Source organism: Aeromicrobium massiliense JC14, assembly GCF_000312105.1.
Taxonomy (GTDB): Bacteria; Actinomycetota; Actinomycetes; order Propionibacteriales; family Nocardioidaceae; genus Aeromicrobium; species Aeromicrobium massiliense.
Window position 1 is genome coordinate 377,368 of record NZ_HE978638.1, and the last position, 23,044, is coordinate 400,411.

Consider the following 23,044-nt stretch of genomic DNA (forward strand, 5'->3'; position numbering starts at 1 on the left):
GCCCCTGGTTCGTGGCTAGCGGCCCTCCGGATTGGTCGCGTCGTCCTCCTGGGCACGACGGCTGGCCTCGCGGATCTCGAACACCTCGGTGCCGAACGCGCCCAGCTCGGACGTGACGCGGCGGGCGGCGTCGAAGCAGATCGCTGCGACCCCGCCCGCCGTGCTCAACGCCGCCTCGACGTACTGCTGCAGCACGTCCTTGGTGATCTCGTGACGGCTCAGGCCCATGCCACTAGTGTGCCGTGACCTGCTCCTGGGCACGACGCTCGGCCTCGGCCTCGCGCTTGGCCCGGCGCAGCGCCTTGGACTCCGGGGAGTTGCCGACCTTGTAGGGGTCGTCGGGCTTCTTGCTCAGCTGGTGCAGCTGGGAGGCGACGCTCCACAGCTGCCGCGACAGCCGGCCGGTGTTGTAGCGCAGGTCGTACTTCTCGACCAGGCGGTGGACGTCCGCGGACACCTCGCCGTAGCGGCGGGCCGGGATGTCGGGGAACAGGTGGTGCTCGATCTGGTAGCTCAGGTTGCCGGTCAGCACGTGGAAGGGCTTGCTGCCGGAGATGTTCGCCGAGCCGAGCAGCTGGCGCAGGTACCACTGGCCGCGCGTCTCGTTCTGCGCCTCCTCCTCCTTGAAGGTCTCGACCTCGGCCGGGAAGTGGCCGCAGAAGATGACCAGGAAGGTCCAGATGTTGCGGATGACGTTGGCCACGAACGTGCCGGCGAGGACGAGCACGGGGGTCCACCAGGAGGTGAACGGCACCAGCGCCAGCGACAGCACCGGGAAGGCGACGTAGTCCTTGACCAGCTGCTTGCGGATCTTGCGCATCGCGCGCTTCTTGCGGCCCTGGAACTCGGCCTTGTCCATGCGGCCGGCGAGGTACTCGTCGAGCTCGACGCCGTGGTACATCACGCCCCACTCGAACAGCAGCATGAGGATGAACGCGAGCGGCAGGTTGAACCGGTGGCTGGGGTACCAGGGCTGCTCGGCGTCGATGCGGAACATGTTGTAGCCGATGTCCCGGTCCATGCCGTGGATGTTCGTGTAGGTGTGGTGCATGTAGTTGTGGCCGTGCTTCCACTCCTGCGCGGGGGCCACGTTGTCCCACTCGTACTTCTGGCCGTTGACCAGCGGGTCGTTCATCCAGTCGTACTGGCCGTGCATGACGTTGTGGCCGATCTCCATGTTCTCGAGGATCTTGGCCACGCCGAGCAGCACGATGCCGGCGACGAACGCCGGCCAGAAGAACGGCATGAACAGGCCGACGCGGCCGAGCACCTCGAACAGGTTGCGCAGCTTGATGACCCGCCGGATGTAGTCGGCGTCGGCCTGGCCGAGGTCGTCGAGGACGCGCTGGCGCACGGTGTCGAGCTCGCGGCCGAACTCCTCGAGCTGCTCGTAGCTCATCAGGTCGGTGCCGATGGTGGCGCGCTTGTCGGCGTCGGGGCCGACGAGCGGCTGCGGCGCCTTGTTGTGGTTGCTGGCGCTCAGCGGCTCGATGGGAGCGTGCTTGGTGCGGTAGTGGGACACGGGTGGGTTCCTCTCTAGAGGGCCATGCTGACGTCGCCGACGGGGACCTGGACGCAGATCTTGACGGTCTCGTCGGTGTTGGCGGACACCTCGCCGGAGATGACGTGGCGGACGGCGCCGTGGTTCTTCTTGACGGCGCAGGTGTTGCAGACGCCCATGCGGCATCCGTAGCGGGGGGACAGGCCGGAGGACTCGGCCTGCTCCAGGATCGTGGCGCCCGAGTTGTCGGCGCTGACGGCGCTGTCCTCGAACGTGAGGGTGCCGGTCGCGTCCTCGGCGGCGAGGTCGACGGTGGGCACCTTGAAGTACTCGACGCGCAGCTGGTCGGCCGCGTCGGCCGCCTCGTACGCGTCGCGGACGGACGCGATGAGGCCGGCCGGGCCGCAGGCGTACGTGAGCGTGGTGGTGGGGTCGATGCCCAGCTGCTCGAGGTGCTCGGCGCTGAAGCGCCCCGCGACCGGAGCGTCCGGCTCGGGCGCCCGCGTGTAGACGCGGACGACCCGGCCGAGCCCGGCCTCCTCGGCCAGCGCGTCGAGCTCGGCGGTGAACATCTCGTCCTCGCGCGAGCGCGCGTAGTGCAGGAAGGTGACCTGGGGGCGCGGCGTGCCCGGCTTGGCGTCGCGCAGCGTGCGCAGCATCGACATGACCGGGGTGATGCCGCTGCCGCCGCTGAGCAGCAGGACGTGGTCGGGCAGCGTGCGGGGGAGCACGAACTCGCCGTCGGCCTGCGACAGGTGCACGAGCGTGCCGGGCTTGAGCTCGTGGTGCAGGTACTGGGAGACGTAGCCGTCCGGGTGCGCCTTGACCGACACGCTGAACGTGCGACCGGCGCGCTGCTCGGAGCTGGACACCGAGAACACGCGCACGCGGCGCTTGCCCTCGACCTCGACGCCGAACTCGACGTGCTGGCCGGCCCGGAACCCGCGCCACGCGCCGTTCGGGCGCAGCACGACGGTGCTCGCGACGCCGGTCTCGCGGACGACCTCCACGACTCGCGCCCGCACCTGGGTGACGGTCCACATGGGGTGGACGTGCTCCAGGTAGTGGTCGATCGAGTGCGGCGACGTCAGCGACGCGACCGGCTTGGACGCCAGCGCGGCTCGGATCAGCCCCATCGTTCTCCTCGCTTCGGGCGTTCAGTGAACGCGTGTGCACTCCAAGGGTCGCACAGGCCGCGGGACGACGCAACGACTGGGCCCCGCACGCGACGGTGACGGGGAACACCTGTTCACTCGGGGTGCCGATAGGCTGGTCGCATGGCGAGCGGGAGTGCCGCAGGGACGCGGCAGGAGCAGAAGGAGCGCACGCGCGAGGCCCTCATGGCTGCGGCGCTCGAGCTGAGCGGCTCCTCCGGCTTCGCCCAGATCAGCCTGCGGCAGGTGGCCCGTGCGGCCGGCGTCGTCCCGACCGCCTTCTACCGGCACTTCCAGTCGATGGACGAGCTCGGCCTGGCCCTGGTGGAGGAGTCGTTCAGCACGCTGCGGCGCATGATCCGCGAGGCGCAGCGCGACCCGCAGGTGTTCGAGAACATCATCGACGCGGCCGCCGAGGTGCTGGTCGAGACGGTGAAGACGAGCAAGGCGCAGTTCGGGTTCGTGGCGCGCGAGCGCGTCGGCGGCTCACCGGTGGTGCGCCAGGCGATCCGGCACGAGCTGGAGCTGTTCGAGAGCGAGCTGGCGGTCGTGCTGGCCAAGCTGCCGCACATCGAGCGCTGGCACAGCGACGACGTGCACATGGTGTCGCGGCTGTTCGTCCGCAACATGGTCTCCAACGCCGAGGAGGTCGTCGAGATGCCCGACGGCCGGCCCGACCTGGAGGCGCGGATCAAGGAGGGCGCCCGGCGCCAGATGCGCCTGATCGTCCTGGGGTTCGCGAACTGGCGGTCCTAGCCGGCCGCCGGCCCGGCTAGCGGCTCGGGACCTGGGCGTCCTGCGCGGTCGTGGCGAGCTGGTCCAGGGCGACGTCGAAGACGTCGTCGCCGAGCTTGTCCTCGAGCTCGTCCTGCTGCTCGGGCGCCGCGTCGACGTCGGCCTCCCACGTGACGTACGCGGTGGAGTGACCGTTGTCGCGCACCGTGATGGTGGCGGTGTGGTCGACGATGCTGAACGGCGGCTCGGGCATCGTGTAGCGCAGGCTCATCGCGGCGTCGTCACGCTCGACCACGGTGACGACCAGCTCCGCGGACGTCTCGGGGCCGCCGGTGTAGTGCGCGAGCTTGGGGTGCCACAGCGAGAAGTCGCAGGCCAGCTTCCACACGTCCTCGGCGGGAGCGGCGACGAACGTACGACGGGTGATGCGCATGCGGTTCCTCCAGGATCGCGGGACCCGGCCATTCTTCCCGACGCGCAGGTCCGCCGCCCGGGCGGGTCAGTCCTCGATCAGCAGCACCAGGAACGGCGAGCCGAACATGACCTGGGTGGTCGCCGAGATGGCGCGCCCGCCCTCGAGGTCGAACTCGATGTCGATGGGGTCGGTCTGCTTGAAGACCTCGGAGTCGAGGGGGACGATCGTCACGCGCTGGGACATGACGGCAGCCTAGGCCCTGCCGCTCACGGCAGGGCGGCGAAACGCGAGACGGCCTCGCGGACGACCGCCTCCAGCGCGGCGCCCGTGCCGTGGCCCGCGTCGGGCACGACGACGAGCTCGGCGTCGGGCCATCGCGCGGCCAGGTCGTGGGCGACGTCCGGCGGGCCGCTCACGTCGCCCTGACCGGTGGCCAGCAGGCCCGGGACGCCGTGCAGGCGGGCCGTCCCGTCGAGCAGCTCGGTCTCGCCGAGCCAGGCCGCGTGGCTCCAGTAGTGGGTGACGAGCCGGGCGAAGCCGAGCGCGAAGACGGGGTCGTCGTAGCGCGGGTCGTGCACCGCGCTGAGCGAGACGTGCCGGTCCTCCCAGGCGCACCAGGCCCGGGCGGCGGCCTGGTGCACCGCCGGGTGGGGGTCGACGAGCAGCCGGTGGAACGCCGCAGCCAGGTCGCCGTGGCGCTCGGCCTCGGGCAGGGCGCCGACGAAGTCCTCCCACTCGCGCGGGAAGAGCCGGCGCATGTCGCGCGTGACCCACGCGACCTCACGCCGGGTCGTGGTGACGACGGAGAACAGCGCGAGCGCCCGGACGCGCTCGGGGTGCGCCTGGGCGTAGGCCAGACCGAGCGTGGAGCCCCACGAGGCACCGAGGACGACCCAGCGGTGGACGTCGCGCAGCTCGCGCAGGCGCTCGAGGTCGTCCACGAGGTGCTGCGTGGTGTTCGCGCGCAGCGCGTCCGTGGTGCGTCCGGCGTGCGGAGTGCTGCGTCCGCACCCGCGCTGGTCGAGCAGCAGGACGCGGTAGCGGCTCAGGTCGAACCAGCGCAGCCAGCCCTGCCCGATGCCCGAGCCCGGGCCGCCGTGGAGGGCGACCGCCGGGACGCCGTCGGGGTTGCCGTGCTCCTCCCAGTGCAGCTCGTGGCCGTCGCCGACGTCGAGCCCGCCGGAGGCGAGGGGAGGGGTGCGCACCCGTCCATGATGGTTGGATCGCCGGTCACTGGGTACGAGGCGGTCATGGCAGCACCGCGAAGAGTGAAGAAGTACCGCAAGGGATACGCCGGACGCATGGCCGTGCTGACGACGTTGTTCGTGGTCGGCGTGCTGATCATGGTCCTGAGCCGGTACGACGTGATCGCCGCCCGCCCGTGGGGCTACGTGGGCCTGGCCTGCGCCGCGGTCGCCGCGATCCTGGCGCTGATCTCGACCGTCGTCGAGGCGCGCAACGAGAGCGAGCTGGAGTCGAGCCCGGAGAACGCCCGCAGGATGAACGAGGAGGACGCCCGTGAGTGACCAGAACCCCGAGACCCCGCGCGAGCCCAGTGGTGCGATCAACCACCACCAGGAGCACGTGGCGCCGCAGAGCGATCAGGGTCCGGTGAAGGACCAGGACGCCGGTGACGACCCGAGCCAGGGCGGCACGCCCGCGAACCAGGGCCCCGTCCCGGCCGAGCCGGAGGACATGTCCGACACCGGCTCCGACATCGGTCACCTGGCGCCGGACCCGGCCGCCGAGGAGGTCGCCGAGTAGGCGACCCACCACCAGTCAGCGAGGACCCCTGCCCTGCCCGGCGGGGGTCCTTCGCACGTCCGGGGTCAGTCGTGGGCCACGAGCAGGCCCGCGCCGAGGCCGCCCAGGGCGAGCCCGGTCGTGCGGTCCCAGGCGCGCCGGACGCGCTCGCGGCGCAGGAGCGCGGCGAGCCGGAGCCCGAGCAGGACGACCACCGTCCAGGCGACGAGACCGAGCAGCACGTCCACCGCGCCCAGCACGGCGACCTGCGTCCAGACCGGCACGTCGCCCGCGCTCACGAACTGCGGGAGCACCGCGGCGAAGAACAGGACGGCCTTGGGGTTGAGGACGTTGGTCGCCAGCGCCTGCACGAAGCTGGAGCGCACGGACGCGGGCGGGTCCGCCGGCGCGCGTCGCTGCTGCTCCGGCGCCCGGCGCAGCGTCGGCAGCACGAGGCGCCCGCCGAGGTAGAGCAGGTACAGGCCGCCGAGCACGCGCACGGTCGTGAGCAGGTCGGGGTGGCGCGCCAGAACGACCGAGAGGCCGGCGACGGCCAGGGCCACGTGCAGGCACAGGCCGGCCTGCGCGCCGAGGGCTGCGGCGACGCCGGGCCGGACGCCCCGCGTGGCCGAGCGCAGGATCACCAGGAAGTCCGGGCCCGGCACGAGGTACGCGACCATCACCACGCCCACGAAGGCCCACCAGCTCACGTCCATCCCTCGATCGTCGCACCGGACGGCCGGCCCGTCAGCCCGAGCGCGTGGGCGGCGACCCCGGTGCGGGATACGGTCCCGGCCATGACCGACGCCGGAACCCGCCGCCTGCTCCGCACCCGCCGCTGGACTCCGCCGCCGGCCCCCGCCGACGCCGGACGCACCCCCGCCACCCGCCCGTTCGACGTCGTCGCCCGCATCGCCACCGGAGCCGGGCCCGAGGACGTGGTCTTCGACCGCGAGGGCCGACTCCTCGCCGGCACCGCCGACGGCGAGGTCGTGCGCATCGACCTGTCGCGCGGGCACCGCGAGGTGCTGGCGCGTACCGGCGGACGTCCGCTCGGGCTGGAGCCGGCCCACGACGGCAGCGTGCTGGTGTGCGACCACGACCGAGGGCTGCTGCGCGTACGTCCGGACGGTGAGGTCGAGGTGCTCGTCGACTCGCTCGCCGGGACGCCGCTGCGGTTCGCCAGCAACGTGGTCGAGGCGCGCGACGGCACGATCTGGTTCACCGTCTCGACCCGGCGCTGGGACCTGGAGCACTACCTGGGCGACGTGCTGGAGCACTCCTGCACCGGCGCGCTGGCGCGGCGCGACCCCGACGGCACGGTCACCGTGCTCGCCGACGACCTGAAGTTCGCCAACGGGCTGGTGCTGGCGCCCGACGAGTCGCACCTCGTGGTGGCCGAGACCGCCGGCTACCGGCTGCGGAGGTACCGGCTCACCGGCCCGGCGGCCGGCACCTGGGAGTCGTTCGCCGACAACCTGCCCGGCATGCCCGACAACGCGAGCCTGGGCAGCGACGGCCTGGTCTGGGTCGCCTACGCCGCCCCGCGCAACGCGCTGCTCGACCGGCTGCTGCCGCGTCCGGGGTTCCTGCGCACGGTGGTGTGGAACCTGCCGGAGTCGGTGCAGCCCAAGCCGGAGCCGATCGCCTGGGTGGCGGCGTTCGACCTGGACGGCCGGCTGGTGCACGACCTGCGCAGCGCGCGCGACGACTACGGGTTCGTCACGGCCGTCGCCGAGCGCGACGGGGTGCTGGTGGCCGGCAGGCTGCACGCCGACGACGCTGTGGTGGTGGAGCTCTAGCTGGAGCCGGTGCTCAGGCCGCGGGCGCCGAGCCGCAGCACGCGCTGGACGGCCAGTTGACGTTCGTCCAGGATCGGCGAGGGACCGGACGGCCACGTGGACCGGTCCTCGTGCCCGTGCCGCGAGAGGAGATCGGTGGTGGCGAAGAAGCGGAGGTCCGGAACGCCACGTTCGATCCGGATGATGAACTACGCCTTCATCGACGAGGCACGGCAGCGGTGGGACTTCGTGCGAGTTCTGTCGAAGGCCGACACGAAGGCGTTCCTGACGAGCGACGAGATCGAGCGGACGCTGCTCAACGACGTCGCGTTCAGCACCGTCCGAGAGGTGGACGAGAGGACGGCGACCGACCTGCTCTCGAGCGTGAGGTGGGGGTCGGCGCCGACGGACCTGCGTGCCTGCCTGTTCTCGAGGGGATCGCGGAAGACCCTGGTGCTCATCCTGGAGGACTGATCCCCGACACCGCCGTCGTGGCCTAGCTGGAGCCGGTGCTCAGGCCGCGGGCGCTCGTGCGCACGGCCTCCAGCCCGAACATCGCCTCGGCCGGACGTCCGTCGACGAGGTCGGCCAGGACCCGGCCCAGCACCGGCCCGAACTTGAACCCATGACCGGAGAACCCCGCGGCGACGGTGAGCGGTCCGCGCCGGTCGAGCACGAAGTGCTCGTCGTCGGTCGTGGCGTAGGTGCAGCTGATCGGGTCGGCGGTGGCCGGGTCGAGCCCGGGGAACCAGCGCGTCACGTACGCGCGCAGCTGTGCCAGGCCCTCCGGAGTCGCGGCGTAGTCGCGCTCGTCGGGGTGGACGACCGGCCCGACGCCGTGGAAGCCGACCTTGTAGCCCTCGCCGGGCGTGGCCAGCGCGTAGGCGTCGGCAGGTGAGCCGTCGCCGGGACGGGCGTGGTGCACGACTGCTGGCCAGTCCTCGGTCGGCACGCCCGCCTGGAAGTGCGCGGGCTGCTCCTGGGTCACCGTGATGCGGGGGAGCGGCACCAGGTGCCCGACGAGGTCGTGCGCCCAGGCGCCGGCCGCCACGACGAGCTCGCGGGTGCGGAGCCGCGTGCCGTCCTCCAGCTCCACGACCGCGGCGTCGCCGGCGAGCTCGAGGCTCGCGACGCGGGCGTGGTGCCGGACCTCCGCGCCCTCGAGCGCAGCCGCCTGCTGCAGGGCGGCCACGGCGCGGTCGGCGTGGACGCGCCCGGTGGCGGGGGAGAACAGGACGTCGGTCTCGAACGCGAGCCCGGGGAAGCGCTCGGTGGCCGCGGCGGCCGGCAGCAGCTCGTGCGGCTCGTCGAGCGACCGGAGCGTCGCGACGAGACCGGCGAGCGCCTGGGCGGAGCCGTGGTCGACGCCACCGGTGCGGGTGAGCAGATCGGCGCCAGTGCGCTGCTCCAGCTCGTGCCAGGCGGTCTCGGCCTCCTGCGCGAGTCGCACGTAGGTCGGGTCGGCGTACGTGCGCCGGAAGATGCGGGACGCGCCGTGCGAGGCGCCGTGGAGGTGACCGGGGCCGAAGCGCTCGAGCAGCAGCACCTCGCGGCCGCGGCGCGCCAGCTGCCAGGCCGCGGCCGACCCGACCAGCCCGCCGCCGACCACGATCGCGCCGACGTCGGTGGCGGTCATCGGACGTCCACCGGGGCCGGGCCGGCGACGCCGAGCACGGCGAAGGGGAGGGCGACGAGCTGCAGCGGACGCATGACGGCACGGTATCGGCCGAGCCCGGCCGCGGGCACCGGGCGACGCGCGGCGGGACGCCGGCGGGCCGGTCCCGCGCGGCGACCTGTGACGCCTGGCACGATGACGCCATGACGTTCACGCTGCGCGCCGGCGACCGGGTGATGGTCAACGGACGCATGCGCAACGTCACCGCGCTCGACGCGGTGTGGGCGCCGCGGGTCCGGGAGCGGCTCGTCGAGCTCGCCCGCGTCCGCTCCACCACCACGTACGGCGCGCTCAAGGAGGACCTCGGCCTGCCGCACCCCGCCAACGGGTTCGGCCGGATCCTCGACCTGGTCGCGGAGGACTGCCGGCGTCGTCAGGAGCCCCGCCTGGACGCCCTCGTCGTCACGGTCGAGCACGACGAGGTGGGCGCCGGGCACGGCGAGGGTGCCGCCGCCCAGCGTGAGAAGGTCTACGCCCACTTCGGCTGACCGCGGCGCACCGATCCGCTCAGGCCACGCCCGCGGTCGCCGATGGGGCTGACGGCATGAACATCTCGGAAGCTGCTCACAGCGTCACGCGTCCCAACCTGGCGGTCCCCGTCGCGCTGGCCGCGGCGACCGCGCTGGTGCAGGCGCTCGCCGTGCTCATGCACCCCCATCACGCGCCGCTGCAGGGCGCCACCGCTGTGCTGCTCGTGGTGCAGGCACGCTGCATGATCCGGCGTGTCTCCACGTACCGGCACCAGGCGCCCCAGCGGGCGATCGCCGGCGCCGCGTCCGTGCTCGCCCTGGGCCTGGGCGTTGACGCCGTGCTGCACTCCATGGACCTCGGCGTCGGGCACGAGGCGGGATTCGTGGTCGGCTCGGTCCTGGCGTCCGTCCTGGCCTTCCACGGTGTCCTGCTGTGGGACCGGCTCGGCTCCGGCGTGCCGGACCTGGGCGACTGGACCAACGCGCTCGGGATGATCGCCGTCGTCGTGAGCGCGGGGCTGCTCGTCACCGACGGACGCCTGCTGGACACGGCCGGCTGGACCACGGCCGAGGAGGTCGTCGTCCTCGTGCAGGTCGCGGTCGGCATGGTGCTCCTGCTCGCCTGCCTGAGCGTCGGGCTGCTCGCGGGGATGGGTCCGGAGCTCCGGCTCTGGGCGGTGATGGTCGTGGTGGCGGCGGTCGTGGTGGCGCAGCTGATCGTGGTTCGGTCCGGCTTCCACGCGCTCCAGCTGGTCAGCTCGCTGGGCCAGGTGGTCGTCTGCAGCGCAGCGGTCGTCGCGCTGCACCGACCGCTTCCCTCTCGTCGCACCGAGGGGGAGCGGCCGCCGCTGACGACGAGCTGGTCGCTCGCGCTGACCGCGGCCGCCTGCCTCGTCCTGCTCGCTGCCCTGCTGACCGGTGCCGAGGACGCCCGCGCCGCCGGTGTGGTCGCCGGGGTGGCAGCCCTGCTCGGCATCGCGCGCACCGGCGGCATCGTCCGGGAGATCCAGGCGGCGACCCAGAGCCGGATGGAGGCCCGCACCGACGAGCTGACCGGGCTGGGCAACCGCCGGAGACTCGCCCGCGCGCTGGAGGACGCCATGGCCGAGCTCGCCGCGGGTGAGCCGGTCTCGCTGCTCGCCGTCGACCTGCGCGGGTTCCGCGACGTGAACGACCGGTTCGGCCCCGCCGCCGGCGACGCGGTCCTGCGTGCGATGGCGGCACGGATGCGCGAGCAGCTGCCCGAGCGGATGGTGTCGCGCATCAGCGGCGACCAGTTCATGGTCGTGCTGCACGAGCCGGAAGCATCGGACCCGGCGACCACGGCCGACGGCCTGGTCCTGGCGCTCGAACGGCCCGTCGAGGTGGGCGCCGCGACCCTGCGGCTGCGGGCGAGCATCGGGGTCGCCCAGGCCCGGCCGGCGGACGACCTGGCCGGGGCCGACGAGCTGCTGCGCCGCGCGCACGTGGCCATGCACGTGGCGAAGCGGGCCGAGCGCCACGTCGCCTACTACGACCCGAACGAGGAGGCCGCGGCCCACGCCGCCCGCGAGCGGGTCGAGGAGCTGACCTCCCTGCTGGCACCGGACCCGGACCCGCGCGTGGGCCACCTGGTCGTGCACTACCAGCCCCAGCTCGACCTGCGCACCGGCCGCGTCGTCGGCGCCGAGGCGCTCGTGCGCTGGGACCACCCTGTCCACGGGCTGCTGTACCCCGACGCGTTCGTCGACCTGGTCGAGCGGCACGGCCTCATGCGTCCGCTCACCGAGACCGTCCTGACCCTCGCCGCGGCGCAGTCGGCCGCGTGGGAGCGGGCCGGCACGCCGCTGCGGGTCTCGGTGAACCTGTCGTCGTCGCTGTTCCTGGACTGGCGGCTCGAGCAGATGGTGCACGACGCTCTGGAGGCGACCGGGGCGAGCGCGCAGCTGGTGGCCCTCGAGATCACCGAGAGCGTGCTCATGGAGAACGCCGAGGCGGTGCCGCGCGTGCTCGACGCGCTGGCCGATCGCGCGGTGAGCCTGAGCATCGACGACTTCGGCACCGGCTACTCGTCGTTGTCCTACCTCTCCGACCTCCCCGTGGACGAGCTGAAGATCGACCGCTCGTTCGTGCAGCGGATGCGTCAGGACGAGCGCACCCACGCCGTCGTCGCCGGGACGATCGACCTGGCGCACCGGCTCGGGCTGCGCGTCGTGGCCGAGGGGGTCGAGGACCAGGCCACGCTCGAGGCGCTGCGGGAGCTGGAGTGCGACGTGACCCAGGGCTACCTGCACTCGCGCCCGGTGGAGGCCGAGGCCCTGCGCGGCTGGCTCGACGAGCACGCCGCCGCCGTCGGCTGAGCCTTCCGCCCGCGAGGCAGTCAAGGCACGGATCACGCGAGCCGAATCGTTTTTCCGCTCAGATCGGACGCGCGCGGGACGATCGGACTCCCGCTCGCCCTCGGAGCGCCGCAGCCGTCGGCGCCTGGTGAGCACGCGTTCTCGGGCGAGCGGAGCGCCACGGCTGTTCTGTCACTCACGTCCTGGAGCTCTCGTGTCCTCAACCAGACGTCCAGCCGCGCTCGCGGCCGGACTCGCCCTCGTCCTGTCCTTCTTCGCCGGCGGTGCCTGGCAGCCGGCCGCCGCGGCCGACCCGGCCCCCACGTCCGTCGTCCTCAACCCCGACGGCGGCGTGCGCCCCGACGGCTCGGATGGCCTGCGCTTCGCCGTCAACAAGACGCCCGGCGTCGGCATGGCGCCGGCCGGCAGCGACGACCCCTACCTGGCCGGCACGTCGCAGTGGTGCTGCTCCGGTGGCGCCCCGATGCTGTCCGTCGGCGGCACGCTGTTCGGCACCGCCGGCCCGGCCTCCGGCCAGCCCTGGAAGTCCGTCGAGGTGATCTCGACGAGCGGCGACGCCACCACGGCGACCGCGCCGCTCAACGACGGCACCCGCACGGTCGCCGGCGGCGAGAGCGAGGCGGTCGTCCGCTACACCGCCGAGAAGGGCGGCCTGAGCTACGTGGTCACCCGCACGCTGTCCTACACCTTCCCGAACCAGTACGTGGACGACGCGTACTCCTTCGAGATCCCGCCCGGCAGCACGGACGCGGTGAAGTTCTACTACGGCGGCGACTCGGCCCCCGGCTCGTCCGACCAGGGCTACGGCATCATGCTCACCCAGCCGGTGCGCTCGGTCATCTCGCTGAACCCGAGCTCGGGGATCCTCGTCGGCGTCCGCGAGATGCCCGGCTCCAAGCCGTTCGACGGCGCTCGCGCCGCCAGCTTCTACGACCCCTACAGCGTCGTGCAGGCCGGCAACGACATCGGCTTCCAGGTCGAGACCGCCATCCACGACGCGGGCCTCATGACCCAGTGGAACCTCGGCTCCACGCCCGGCGTCCAGCAGGCCGAGATGCGTCACATCGTCGGCTTCCAGGGCACCAACCTGGACGCCCGCTTCGACCGCGCCAGCGTCCGTCCCGGCGACGTGGCGAACCTCGACGTCTCGATCGAGAACCTCAAACTGGCGCCCGCCTCCGCGCTCGGCTGGACGCTCGAGCTGCCGGCCGGCCTGACCGCGGCCGGAGCACCCGTGAACAGCTGCAGCGGCACCGTCACGACGTCCGGCCGTCGGGTCGAGCTGTCCGGCGCCTCGGTGGCGACGGCCGACAACTGCGTCGTCCGCCTCCCGGTCCGTGCGTCCGGCACGGTCACCCTGACCGGCACGAGCTTCGTGGCGACTGCCGGTGGCCTGGAGAACCGCGTCGGCACCTCGCGCCTGACGATCGGCAAGCCGGCCACCCCGCCGACGCCTCCGGTGGTCAAGGCGCCCACCGTGGGCCTGACGGCGTCCACCGACGTCGTGGCCGAGGGTGGCTCGGTCACCCTGACCTGGCGCAGCACGGACGTCACCGCCCTCACCGCCACCGGCGCGTGGAAGGGCGCGGTCGCGGCGACCGGCACCCGCACGGTCAAGCTGGGACGCGCCGGCACGCACGTCTTCGCGCTGTCGGCCAAGAACGCCACCGGCCGCGCCGCCGACCGCGTGAGCGTCCGCGTGCTGCCCCGCAAGACCCTGAAGGCCGTCGCTCCGACGACGGTCGTGCGTCCCGGCTCGGCCCAGACGGTGACCGCGCGCGGCCTGGCCGCGGGCGAGAAGGTCACCGTCGTCATCGGCGGCAAGGTCGCGGCTCGCGGCACGGCGGACGCCGCGGGCGTCGCGCGGGTGCGCGTCGTCGTGCCCCGCTCGGCCGGCTCCCGTCCGGTCGTCCAGGTGCGCGGCGCCGTCGCCGGCCGCGTGGGCTCGGTGCGGCTGAACGTCGCGGTGCCCGAGAAGCTCAAGCCGCTGCGCCTGCCGCGCTCGGCGATCCGGGCCTCGGACCACCTGAAGTTCGACGTCCAGCTGCTGCCGGGCGAGAAGGTCTCGGTGCGCTACAAGGGCAAGGTCGTCGCGACCGGCCGCGCGGACGCCGACGGTCGCTACCGCGTGTCGTTCAACGTCGGACGCACCTGGGGCAAGCGCACGGTGAAGGTGACCGGTGCGACCCGTGACCGCAAGGTGACGGTGAAGTTCCGCGTCGTCGAGCGGTGCGTCGTGGAGCGCCCGCGCGTCTGCGACTGACATCGACCCAGGAGGGCCCCGGGACCGCACGGTCCCGGGGCCCTCGTGCGTCCGCGGCCCTTGACCTGGCGGACGCGGAGCGGGTTACTGGGGATGTCGGCCCAGGAGGCGCCATGAACGACCCCGTCGAACGGCTCGTCCGCGCGATCGCCGGACACGATCGCGCCGCCCTGGCGGACGTGCTCGCCGCGGACGTCGACTTCCGCGGCCTCACGCCGGGCCGCACCTGGCAGGCCGGCACCGCCGACGAGGTCGTCGAGATCGTGCTCGGGCACTGGTTCGAGGACTCCGACCACGTCGAGGCGCTCACCCGGTTCCAGCGCGGGCCCTCGGTCGTCGACCTCGACCAGGTCGCCTACCGGTTCGAGGTGGTGAACGGCAGGGGTTCGCACGTCGTGGAGCAGCAGGCGTACTACCGGCACGACGGCGAGCGCCTGACCTACCTGCGGGTGATGTGCTCGGGGTTCCGGCCGCAGCCGGCCTGAGTCAGCGCGCGAGGGTGCGGACGAGGTCGGCCAGCTCGGGCATGCCCTCGGCCTCGGCGAGCGCCTTCTGCAGCGTCTCGTCGTGGGTGGGGTGCGCGTCGTCCAGCGCGGTGCGTCCCGCGGCCGTCAGCTCGGTGTAGATGCCGCGGCGGTCGTCCGCGCACAGGATGCGGGTCAGGAAGCCGCGGTCCTCGAGCCGGTTGACCAGGCGGGTGGACGCGCTGGGGGACAGGCCGGCCGCGCGGGCGAGCTGGGCCATGCGCAGGTGGAAGCCGTCCTGGCGGGCGAGCGCGTCCATGACGGTGAACTCGACGACGGAGAGGCCGTGCTCGGCCTGCAGCGCCTTCTCGAGCCGCGACTCGATGAGCTGGTGCAGGGCGGCGAGCCGGCGCCATCCCTGGGCGCGCACCTCGACGGCGTCGTCGCTGATCCCCATGGGTTCCTCCTCGGCATGTCCGAGGTCACTCTACCAGCGCTTTGCAATATCCAGCGTGTGCAACTACGTTCGACGCATGACTTCATTGCACGCGCGGGATGTTGCACCCGCACAGAGTCGCCGGATGCCGGCCGGGCTCCTGGCGCTGGCGATCGGTGGCTTCGGCATCGGGCTGACCGAGTTCGTCATCGCCGGTCTGCTCCCCGAGGTCGCGGACGACTTCGCGGTCAGCGAGGCCGCCGCCGGCTGGCTGATCTCCGGCTACGCGCTCAGCGTCGCCGTCGGGGCGATCCTGCTGACCGCGGCGGTGACCCGGCTGCCGCGCAAGCACGTCCTGCTCGGGCTCATGGTGCTGTTCGTCGTGGGCAACCTGCTGTCCGCGGTGGCGTCGACCTACGAGGTGATGCTGGCCGGTCGCGTCGTCGCGGCGCTGTGCCACGGCGCGTTCTTCGGCATCGGCTCGGTCGTGGCCGCGAGCATGGTGCCCCCGGCCAAGCGGGCCGGCGCGATCGCGCTCATGTTCGGCGGGCTCACCATCGCCAACGTGCTAGGCGTCCCGATGGGCACGTTCCTGGGCCAGCAGCTGGGCTGGCGCTCGACCTTCTGGGCCATCACGGTCATCGGCGTCGTCGCCCTGGCCGCCATCGCGGTGCTCGTGCCGGCCACGGCCGACGACGACGAGCCCGGCGACCTGCGCCGCGAGGTGCGCGCCTTCCGCAGCGGCCAGGTCTGGCTGTCCCTGCTCATGACCGTGCTGGGCTTCGGCGGCATGTTCGGTGCGTTCACGTACATCGCCTACACGCTGACCGAGGTGAGCGGGTTCGCGTCCGGTGCCGTGCCGTGGCTGCTCGTGCTGTTCGGGGCGGGGCTGTTCGTCGGCAACCTGCTCGGCGGACGCGCGGCCAACGTGTCGGTGCCGCGGACGCTGTTCGTCGTGCTGGCCGCCCTCACCGTCGTGATGACGTTCTTCGCGCTCACCGCCGGGTCGCAGGTCGCGACGGTCGCCTCGCTGCTGCTGATGGGCGCCTTCGGCTTCGCCACCGTGCCCGGCCTGCAGATGCGGATCATGACCTACGCAGGGGAGGCGCCGACCCTGGCCAGCGGCGCCAACATCGCCGCCTTCAACGTCGGCAACGCGATGGGTGCCTGGCTCGGCGGACTGACGATCAGCGCCGGCCTGGGCTACACGTCGCCGATCTGGGTCGGCGCCGGCCTGGCGCTGGGGGCGCTGCTCGTGCTCGCCGTGGCCGAGCAGACGGCCCGTCCGCGCCGGGCGCGCGAGCAGGCCGCCTGAGCCTCAGACCTTGAACGCGCCGATGAGCTCGGCCAGGCGGGAGACCGTCCGGTCGAGCTCCTCGGTCGCCTGCGAGGACTCCTCGACGGCCTCGCGCGTCCGCGTCATGGTGGCCTCAACCTCGTGCAGGCTGTCGAAGATGCGCTCGCTGCCGGTCGCGGCGGACGAGACGTTCTGTGCCATCTCGTTCGTCGTGGCGGTCTGCTCCTCGACGGCCGCGGCGATGGTCGACTGGTAGTCGTCCACGCGGCCGATCGTCTCGGTGATCGCGGCGATCGCCGCGACGGCGCTGGACGTGTCCTGGCGGATGGCGGCGACGCGGTCGCCGACCTCGCTGGTGGCTCGCGCGGTCTGCCCGGCGAGCTCCTTGACCTCGCCGGCGACGACCGCGAAGCCCTTGCCCGCCGCTCCGGCCCGGGCCGCCTCGATCGTGGCGTTGAGCGCGAGCAGGTTCGTCTGCTCGGCGATGGACGCGATGACGTCCACGACCTCGGAGATCTGGCTGGACGAGTCGCTCAGCGTGCGCATGACGCCCTCGACCTCGGCGGCCAGGCCGACGCTCTCGCGGGCCACGCCCGCCGCCTCCTGCGCGGAGCCGGAGATCTCGGCGATGGAGGCGGTCATCTCCTCGGAGCCGACGCTGAGCGTCGCGACGTTGCGCGACACCTCGCCGGCCGAGCCGGCGGCCTCGCCCGACAGCCGCGCCGCCGCGTCGGCCGACCCGGTCAGGTCGTCGCGGACGCTGCCGAGCCGGCGCGTGGCCGAGTCGACCCGGCCGGCCTCCTCGGTGATGTCGGTCAGCAGCTCGTGCAGCTGGCCCACGGCGGTGTTGAGCTCGCGGCTCATCGTGCCGATCTCGTCGTCGCCGTCCTCGGGCACCGACACCGTGAGGTCGCGGTGGGCGAGGGCGCTCATGGCGCTGGTGAGGCGTCCGATGCGCCGGGACATCCGCGTCGCGACCAGCCACGCGACGGCGGCGCCGCCGAGCGCCAGCAGCACGGCCACGACGGCGAACGACGTCAGCATGCCGCGGCGCCCGTCCGCGAGGGCCTGCTTGGCGGCGTCGAAGTCCGGTCCGTAGGCCTTGACGACGACGGCCCACTGGTACGGCTCGTAGAACGCGGTGAGCACGGTGCTGTCGGCGGCGTCCGCGCCCATGCCGGGCAGGCGGTACGTGGCGTCGGCCTGCTCGCCGGGCTCGAGCGCGGTGGCGCGCTCGAGGGTCTGCTCGAGCCACGGCCGGCCGTCGGCGTCCTCGGCGTCGAGCTCCTGGCCGACCTGGTCGGCGTCGGTGGAGGCGACGACGCGTCCGCGGTCGGCGGCGCCGGTGCTGACGATCGAGACCGAGCCGTGCTCGCCGACGGTGGTGGTCTCGAGCGCCTCGCTGAGGGCGCTGATCGCCTCGGCCTGGGGCACGCCGACGAAGATCGCGCCGACGACCCGGCCGCGCGAGTCCTTCAACGGGTCGTAGGCGGTGACGTTCCACGTGCCGACGACCTGCGCGACGCCGCGGTACGGCTCGCCGGCGCGGATCGCGGCGGCGACCGCGTTGTCGGTGCCGTCGGCGTTCCGGGCCGGGATGTAGGTGCCGATCGCCCGGGCACCCTCCTTCGTCCTGACGGTGGTGGCGACCCGCAGCAGGTCGCCGGCGTCGTTCATGCGCTGGAAGACGGTGATGTCGCCACCGACGAGCTTCTTCAGCTCGTCGACGACGGGGGTGGAGCGCCGGGCGTCGCGGTTCTGCCCGAGCACCCGCCCGCCGATGGAGGCGCCCGGGAGCTGCACCCGCGACGTGGTCTCGTCGACCTGGTTCACGGCTCGCCAGGTCACCGGCGCCCCGTCGAGCGCCAGGCCGCCGTCCTCGGCGACGCTCGACGCGACGACGTCCATGCTGGCGCTCTGCGCGTCCTGGACGGACTGGCCGACCGCGGACACGAGCCGGTCGACGCCGGCGGTGACGTGCTCGAGGTCGGACGCCGTGAGGGCGTCGACGCGGCTGCCTGCGTCCTCGGTGAAGCGGGTGGTCTGCCAGGCGCCGACGGCGACGAGGATCGCGGCGGTCAGGACGACGCTGCCGGCGCCGAGGGCGACGAGGCGGTGGCGGAGCTGCCAGCGGGACGTGGAGGGGAGGGTGCGCACGGCGCCCCTCATCGGCGCGACACGTGTCGTTTTGAGTGCCCGCGCAGGCGTTTTCCGGCCGCGGGGCGTGAGTCCGGTCACGAACCGCGTGCCAAAACGGTCAGAGGTGGAGCCGGACCTCGTAGCCGGGCCCGAGCTGGCGGTGCAGCTCGTCGCGCAGGCGGTGGGCTTCGTGCTCCCAGACCCTGGGAAGCGGCTGGTCCTCGAACCGGGCGCTCATCTCCCAGGTGGTGTTCCAGGCGTCGAGGTCGCGCACCAGCTCGTCGGTCAGGGGGAGGGCACTGAGGTCGGCGTCGTCGCCGTCGTCCCAGAGGGCGGAACCGTACTCGGCCATCAGCCGCAGGTGGACGACGGAGGGGTCACGGGGGAGCACGACGACGGCGTCCGGCCGCAGCCAGGCGTCGATCTCGCGCTCGAGCCGCTCGCCCTCGGCGTTCCAGCGCAGCTGGGCGTCCAGCGACTCCCAGCCCTCGTCCTCGTCGTAGGCGGCGTCGAGCAGCTCCAGCCAGAGCTGGACGTCCTGGCGGTGCGGGCCCAGCGCGCGGCTGACCGGGACCGGGACCAGGACGCCGTCGAGCTCACGGTCGACCGGCCGGACGCTCAGTCGGCCGTCCCGCCAGTCGACCCGGTACTCGGGCACCCACGGACCCACGGTTGCACCGCGCCGGCCCGGGCTCACCGGCGCCGTCACAGCCGCGGGTCCACCGGCTCGGACTCCATCGCCAGCACCGCGAACGCGCACTCGTGGACGCGCCACGTCGGCTCGCCCCCGGCGAGACGGCGCAGCCCCTCGAGCCCCAACGCGTACTCGCGCAGCGCCATGGAGCGCTTGTGCCCGAGGTTGCGGTCGCGCAGGCGAGCGAGGTTCTCCGGCGCGGTGTACTCCGGGCCGTAGATGATGCGCAGGTACTCGCGACCGCGGACCTTGATGCCGGGCTGCACGAGTCCCTTCGGCCCCCGCACGAGGTTGGCCAGCGGCTTGACGACCATGCCCTCGCCGCCGGCGCCGGTCAGCTCCTCCCACCAGCGGACTCCGGCCTCGACGGACGCCGCGTCGTGGACGTCGACGACGAGGCGGCGCGTCGGGGTGAACCGCTCCGGCGACTGCTGCACGAGCCGGTCGGCGAGAGCGAGGTGCCACAGGTGGTCGCGCGTCTCGTACGTGGCCCCGGACGACGCGAGCAGCTGGAACGGGGCGATCCTCACGCCGTCGAGGCCGTCGGTCTCCCAGACGTAGCGGCGGTAGGCGGCGGCGTACGCGTCCACCTCGGTCTCGCGGCGACGGGTGCGCTCGAGCAGCCCGGCCACGTCGACGCCGCGTCCGGTCGCCTGCTCCAGGACCGCTGCGGCCGTCGGGAGCGCGGCCCGGGCCGCCGCACCGACCGCGGCGTACTGGTCGCGCACCAGGGCGCCGGCCTTCAGCGACCACGGCAGGATCTCGGCGTCGAGCACGAGCCAGTCGGTGCCGAGCTCGTCCCACAGCCCGACGGCCTCGACGGTCGTCGCGACCTCGCCCAGCAGGGCGGACTCCAGCGCGGCCGGGAAGAAGGACCGTCCCGTGCGGGTGTGCACGACCCCGCCGCCGTCGCGTGTCACGTGCAGCACGGCACGCGAGCCCATGTGCTTCTCCTCGCACACGACCGTGTCGATCCCCGAGCGTCCGTAGTGGGCGAACGCCTCGGCCGGGTGCTCCAGGTGGTCGGGCAACGCCGAGGTGTCCACCGGCGACATCGTCGGCGGCAGGTAGGCCAGGCGGGCGGGCGCCACGGCGAACCGGCTCATGACCTCCAGCGCGCCCGCGGCGTTCTCCTCGCGCAGCGAGACGCGTCCCATGTGGGCGGTCTCGACGATGCGCGGGCCGAGGACGTCGGTGAGCCGCAGGGCCTCGGGGTCGCGCGGCGTCTCGACGGGCCGGACGGGCGCGTAGTGCTCGCGCTCGGCGGGCACCTGCACGACCTCGCGCTCGGGGTAGCTCAGCGCCGACAGCGAGCCGCCGAAGACGCAGCCGGTGTCCAGGCACATGGTGTTGTTGACCCACACCGGCTCGGGCACGGGCGTGTGGCCGTAGAGCACCGTCGCCCGGCCGCGGTAGTCGTCGGCCCACGGGTAGCGGACGGGCAGGCCGAACTCGTCGGTCTCGCCGCTGGTGTCGCCGTAGAGGGCGAACGCGCGGACCCGGCCGGACGCGCGCCCGTGGTAGGCCTCCTTGAGCCCGGCGTGGGCGACGACGAGCCGGCCGTCGTCCAGCACGTAGTGGGCGATGAGCCCGTCGACGAACCGGGCGACGCGCTCACGGAACTCGTCGCTCTCGGCGGCGAGCTGGTCGAGCGTCTCCTGCAGGCCGTGGCTGGCCGTCACCTTGCGGCCGGCCAGCGCGTTCGCGAGCTTCGCCTCGTGGTTGCCCGAGACGCACAGCGCGTGCCCCGCCTCGACCATGCCCATCACGAGGCGCAGGACGCCGGGGGAGTCCGGGCCGCGGTCGACCAGGTCGCCGACGAACACCGCGGTGCGTCCGTCGGGGTGGTGCGCGTCCACCGGACGTCCCTGCTCGTCGCGGTCGAGCGCGTAACCGAGGTCGCCGAGCAGCTGCTCGAGCTCGGCCCGGCAGCCGTGCACGTCGCCGACGACGTCGAACGGCCCGGTGACGTCGCGCAGGTCGTTGCGCAGCCGCGTGCGCTCGAACCTGACAGCCTCGATCTCCTCGAGGGAGGACAGCACGTGGACGTGGCGGAAGCCCTCGCGCCGCAGGCTCTTGAGCGAGCGGCGCAGCTGGTCGTGCTGGCGGCGGACGACCGACGCACCGAAGTCGCGGTCGGGCCGGTGCTCGTTGCGCTCGACCGCCACGCCCGGCGCGACGTCCAGGACCACGGCGGTCGGCAGCACGTCGTGCGCCTTGGCCAGCGCGACGAGCTCGCGCCGGGCCGCGGGCTGGACGTTGGTCGCGTCCACCACCGTCAGGCGTCCGCGCTCGAGCCGCTTGCCAACGATGAAGTGCAGCACCTCGAAGGCGTCCTTGGTCGCGCCCTGGTCGTTCTCGTCGTCGGAGACCAGGCCGCGGCACCAGTCCGACGACACGACCTCGGTCGGCCGGAAGTGCCGGGCCGCGAACGTCGACTTGCCCGCGCCGCTGGTGCCGACCAGCACGACCAGGGAGACCTCGGGGATCTGCAGCGTGGTCATGCGGCCACCTCCTCGCGGAACACGGCCATCTGGGTGGGGGCGCCGTGCTGCGGGTGCTCGTCGCCGACCGGCAGCAGCTCGACCGTGTAGCCGTAGGTCGCGGCGACGTCGGAGGCCCAGGCCGCGAGCTCGGCGCGCGTCCACTCGAACCGGTGGTCGGGGTGGCGCATGCCGCCCGGCTCGAGGTTCGGGTAGAGCACGTTGTGCTCGGCGTTCGGCGTCGTGACGACCACCGCGGCCGGGCGCATGGCCGAGAACACGTTCGCGGTCACCGCCGGGAGCCGCTCGGGGTCGACGTGCTCGATCACCTCCATGAGCACCGCCAGGTCGAAGCCACGCAGGCGCTCGTCCTGGTACTGCAGCGACGACAGCCACAGGTCCAGGCGCGACGCCTGCCGCTCGGTCATCCGGTCGACGTGCAGCCGCTTGGCCGCGACGGAGAGCGCGACGTCGCTGACCTCGGTGCCCACGACGCGCTGGACGCCCTGCAGCTCGAGCAGCCGGCGCAGCAGGGCGCCCTGCCCGCAGCCGAGGTCGAGCACGGTGGCTGGGCGGAGCCGCTCGACCTGCGCCATCACCGCGTCGTGGCGCACGGCGACCAGCGGACGCTCGGCCGGCTCCTCGGACGGCTCGAGGTCGGGCCGGTCGTCGAGCTCGGTCAGCCGGGTGCGCGCGGCGTCGACCATGTCGCGCTGGTGCGCGAGGTACCGGCGGGTGATGAGCTCGCGCTCCGGATGGGAGCCGAGCCACCCCTCGCCCGAGCGCACCAGCTTGTCGACCTCGTCGGGCCCGACCCAGTAGTGCTTGCCGCCGTCCAGGACGGGGACCAGCGTGTAGAGGTGGTTGAGCGCGTCGCGCAGCCGGTGACGCCCGGTCAAGCGCACGGTCGCGTAGGGGGAGTCGCCCCAGGCGGGCACCTCGGGATCGAGGGCGACGGGCGTGGCGTCGACCGTCCAGCCGAGCGGCGCGAACAGCCGCTCGACGAGGTCGGCGCCGGGCACGGCGGGGAGCTCGACGGTCAGGTCGAGGGCGGCGTCGACGAGGTGCGGCCGCGCGTCGCAGCGTCCGCCGAGAGCAGTGCGGAAGACCTTGCCCATCGCGACCGACAGCAGCGACGTCGCCGCGTACGGCCGGTCGTTGACGTACTGGGCGAGCGAGAAGCCCTCGTGCTGACGCCGCTTGCCGCGCACGAGCCCGATCGGGTCGACCTCGAGCACGACTGCGACGGTGGTGCGCTCGGGGGACACCTGCGGGTACAGCACGGTCGCGGTGCCGCCCACGACGTCGAAGCCCTGGACGCGGTCGGGGTGCTTGTGCAGCAGGAAGCCCAGGTCGGAGGCGTCCTCCAGCACGTCGGAGCGGTCGGCGGTGATGGTCAGCAGCACCGGCACAGTCTGTCAGCCGGCCGCCGCCGGCGTGGCCGGCTTCCCGCGG

The 23,044-nt window shown here is 73.3% G+C and carries 23 protein-coding genes; 10 read left to right on the top strand and 13 right to left on the bottom strand.

Annotated features, from left to right (window positions below):
* Nucleotides 1-15 precede the first annotated feature (15 nt).
* Genes HGAM_RS14600 through HGAM_RS14610 form a run of 3 tightly spaced genes read right to left on the bottom strand, consistent with a single transcriptional unit; the run spans nt 16 to nt 2,637 of the window.
* Entirely contained in the window at nt 16-228 is a 213-nt protein-coding gene (locus HGAM_RS14600; RefSeq protein WP_019146237.1) for a hypothetical protein, read from the bottom strand.
* Nucleotides 229-232: 4 nt separating this feature from the next.
* Entirely contained in the window at nt 233-1,522 is a 1,290-nt protein-coding gene (locus HGAM_RS19575; protein ID WP_019146238.1) for a fatty acid desaturase family protein, read from the bottom strand.
* 14 nt (nt 1,523-1,536) lie between these two features.
* Nucleotides 1,537-2,637: a ferredoxin reductase gene (locus HGAM_RS14610; RefSeq protein ID WP_019146239.1), complete on the bottom strand. Its 1,101-nt coding sequence runs from the start codon at nt 2,635-2,637 to the stop codon at nt 1,537-1,539.
* A gap of 141 nt (nt 2,638-2,778) precedes the next feature.
* Here HGAM_RS14610 and HGAM_RS14615 point away from each other — a divergent pair, with 141 nt between their 5' ends.
* Nucleotides 2,779-3,411 (top strand): TetR family transcriptional regulator, encoded by a 633-nt coding sequence (locus tag HGAM_RS14615; protein WP_019146240.1) that lies wholly within the window; start codon nt 2,779-2,781, stop codon nt 3,409-3,411.
* Between the two features lie 16 nt (nt 3,412-3,427).
* On the opposite strand, the gene HGAM_RS19580 is transcribed toward HGAM_RS14615, so the two are convergent.
* The 3 genes from HGAM_RS19580 to pip form a co-directional block, all read right to left on the bottom strand.
* Nucleotides 3,428-3,823: an SRPBCC family protein gene (locus HGAM_RS19580; RefSeq protein ID WP_019146241.1), complete on the bottom strand. Its 396-nt coding sequence runs from the start codon at nt 3,821-3,823 to the stop codon at nt 3,428-3,430.
* 66 nt (nt 3,824-3,889) lie between these two features.
* A complete protein-coding gene (locus HGAM_RS20425) occupies nt 3,890-4,048 on the bottom strand; it encodes a hypothetical protein (RefSeq protein ID WP_019146242.1) in 159 nt (52 codons plus the stop codon).
* A gap of 23 nt (nt 4,049-4,071) precedes the next feature.
* A complete protein-coding gene (gene pip / locus HGAM_RS14630) occupies nt 4,072-5,010 on the bottom strand; it encodes a prolyl aminopeptidase (RefSeq protein ID WP_019146243.1) in 939 nt (312 codons plus the stop codon).
* A 45-nt stretch (nt 5,011-5,055) separates the two neighbouring features.
* Between pip and HGAM_RS14635 the strand changes: the two genes are divergently transcribed.
* Together HGAM_RS14635 and HGAM_RS14640 are read left to right on the top strand one after the other, a co-directional pair.
* A complete protein-coding gene (locus HGAM_RS14635) occupies nt 5,056-5,331 on the top strand; it encodes a hypothetical protein (protein ID WP_147543768.1) in 276 nt (91 codons plus the stop codon).
* The gene (locus HGAM_RS14640) at nt 5,324-5,569 is read left to right on the top strand and encodes a hypothetical protein (RefSeq protein WP_019146245.1); all 246 of its coding nucleotides are present in this window, start codon (nt 5,324-5,326) and stop codon (nt 5,567-5,569) included. The genes HGAM_RS14635 and HGAM_RS14640 overlap by 8 nt, the downstream gene beginning before the upstream one ends.
* Before the next feature lie 65 nt (nt 5,570-5,634).
* Here the strand turns inward: HGAM_RS14640 and HGAM_RS14645 are convergent, their stop codons facing one another.
* Nucleotides 5,635-6,264, bottom strand: coding sequence for a LysE family translocator (locus HGAM_RS14645; RefSeq protein WP_019146246.1), 630 nt, complete (start codon nt 6,262-6,264; stop codon nt 5,635-5,637).
* Nucleotides 6,265-6,345: 81 nt separating this feature from the next.
* On the opposite strand from HGAM_RS14645, the gene HGAM_RS14650 reads away from it, so the two are divergent.
* Together HGAM_RS14650 and HGAM_RS14655 are read left to right on the top strand one after the other, a co-directional pair.
* Nucleotides 6,346-7,350 carry an SMP-30/gluconolactonase/LRE family protein gene (locus HGAM_RS14650; RefSeq protein ID WP_019146247.1) on the top strand — a complete coding sequence of 335 codons (1,005 nt, stop codon included), beginning with the start codon at nt 6,346-6,348 and terminating at the stop codon, nt 7,348-7,350.
* A gap of 183 nt (nt 7,351-7,533) precedes the next feature.
* On the top strand, nt 7,534-7,803 hold the full coding sequence (locus tag HGAM_RS14655; RefSeq protein ID WP_147543770.1) for a hypothetical protein: 270 nt from the start codon (nt 7,534-7,536) through the stop codon (nt 7,801-7,803).
* A 22-nt stretch (nt 7,804-7,825) separates the two neighbouring features.
* On the opposite strand, the gene HGAM_RS14660 is transcribed toward HGAM_RS14655, so the two are convergent.
* A complete protein-coding gene (locus HGAM_RS14660; protein ID WP_019146249.1) occupies nt 7,826-8,965 on the bottom strand; it encodes an FAD-dependent oxidoreductase in 1,140 nt (379 codons plus the stop codon).
* A 182-nt stretch (nt 8,966-9,147) separates the two neighbouring features.
* Here HGAM_RS14660 and HGAM_RS14670 point away from each other — a divergent pair, with 182 nt between their 5' ends.
* From HGAM_RS14670 to HGAM_RS14685, 4 genes are all read left to right on the top strand, one after another.
* Complete coding sequence (locus tag HGAM_RS14670; RefSeq protein ID WP_019146251.1) at nt 9,148-9,492, top strand: hypothetical protein; 345 nt, start codon at nt 9,148-9,150, stop codon at nt 9,490-9,492.
* Nucleotides 9,493-9,548: 56 nt separating this feature from the next.
* On the top strand, nt 9,549-11,813 hold the full coding sequence (locus tag HGAM_RS19585) for a putative bifunctional diguanylate cyclase/phosphodiesterase (protein WP_019146252.1): 2,265 nt from the start codon (nt 9,549-9,551) through the stop codon (nt 11,811-11,813).
* 193 nt (nt 11,814-12,006) lie between these two features.
* The gene (locus tag HGAM_RS14680) at nt 12,007-14,076 is read left to right on the top strand and encodes a hypothetical protein (protein WP_019146253.1); all 2,070 of its coding nucleotides are present in this window, start codon (nt 12,007-12,009) and stop codon (nt 14,074-14,076) included.
* A gap of 113 nt (nt 14,077-14,189) precedes the next feature.
* A complete protein-coding gene (locus tag HGAM_RS14685; RefSeq protein WP_019146254.1) occupies nt 14,190-14,561 on the top strand; it encodes a hypothetical protein in 372 nt (123 codons plus the stop codon).
* Between the two features lies 1 nt (nt 14,562).
* Here the strand turns inward: HGAM_RS14685 and HGAM_RS14690 are convergent, their stop codons facing one another.
* Nucleotides 14,563-14,997, bottom strand: a complete 435-nt coding sequence (locus HGAM_RS14690; protein WP_019146255.1) for a MarR family winged helix-turn-helix transcriptional regulator — start codon at nt 14,995-14,997, stop codon at nt 14,563-14,565.
* Between the two features lie 124 nt (nt 14,998-15,121).
* Here HGAM_RS14690 and HGAM_RS14695 point away from each other — a divergent pair, with 124 nt between their 5' ends.
* The gene (locus HGAM_RS14695) at nt 15,122-16,291 is read left to right on the top strand and encodes an MFS transporter (protein WP_019146256.1); all 1,170 of its coding nucleotides are present in this window, start codon (nt 15,122-15,124) and stop codon (nt 16,289-16,291) included.
* 3 nt (nt 16,292-16,294) lie between these two features.
* On the opposite strand, the gene HGAM_RS14700 is transcribed toward HGAM_RS14695, so the two are convergent.
* The 4 genes from HGAM_RS14700 to HGAM_RS14715 form a co-directional block, all read right to left on the bottom strand.
* On the bottom strand, nt 16,295-18,430 hold the full coding sequence (locus HGAM_RS14700; RefSeq protein WP_019146257.1) for a methyl-accepting chemotaxis protein: 2,136 nt from the start codon (nt 18,428-18,430) through the stop codon (nt 16,295-16,297).
* A 100-nt stretch (nt 18,431-18,530) separates the two neighbouring features.
* On the bottom strand, nt 18,531-19,082 hold the full coding sequence (locus tag HGAM_RS14705) for a hypothetical protein (RefSeq protein ID WP_019146258.1): 552 nt from the start codon (nt 19,080-19,082) through the stop codon (nt 18,531-18,533).
* 35 nt (nt 19,083-19,117) lie between these two features.
* Entirely contained in the window at nt 19,118-21,610 is a 2,493-nt protein-coding gene (locus tag HGAM_RS14710) for a polynucleotide kinase-phosphatase (protein ID WP_019146259.1), read from the bottom strand.
* Nucleotides 21,607-22,995, bottom strand: coding sequence for a 3' terminal RNA ribose 2'-O-methyltransferase Hen1 (locus HGAM_RS14715; RefSeq protein ID WP_019146260.1), 1,389 nt, complete (start codon nt 22,993-22,995; stop codon nt 21,607-21,609). Before HGAM_RS14715 ends, HGAM_RS14710 begins: the two co-directional genes overlap by 4 nt.
* Nucleotides 22,996-23,044 lie beyond the last annotated feature (49 nt).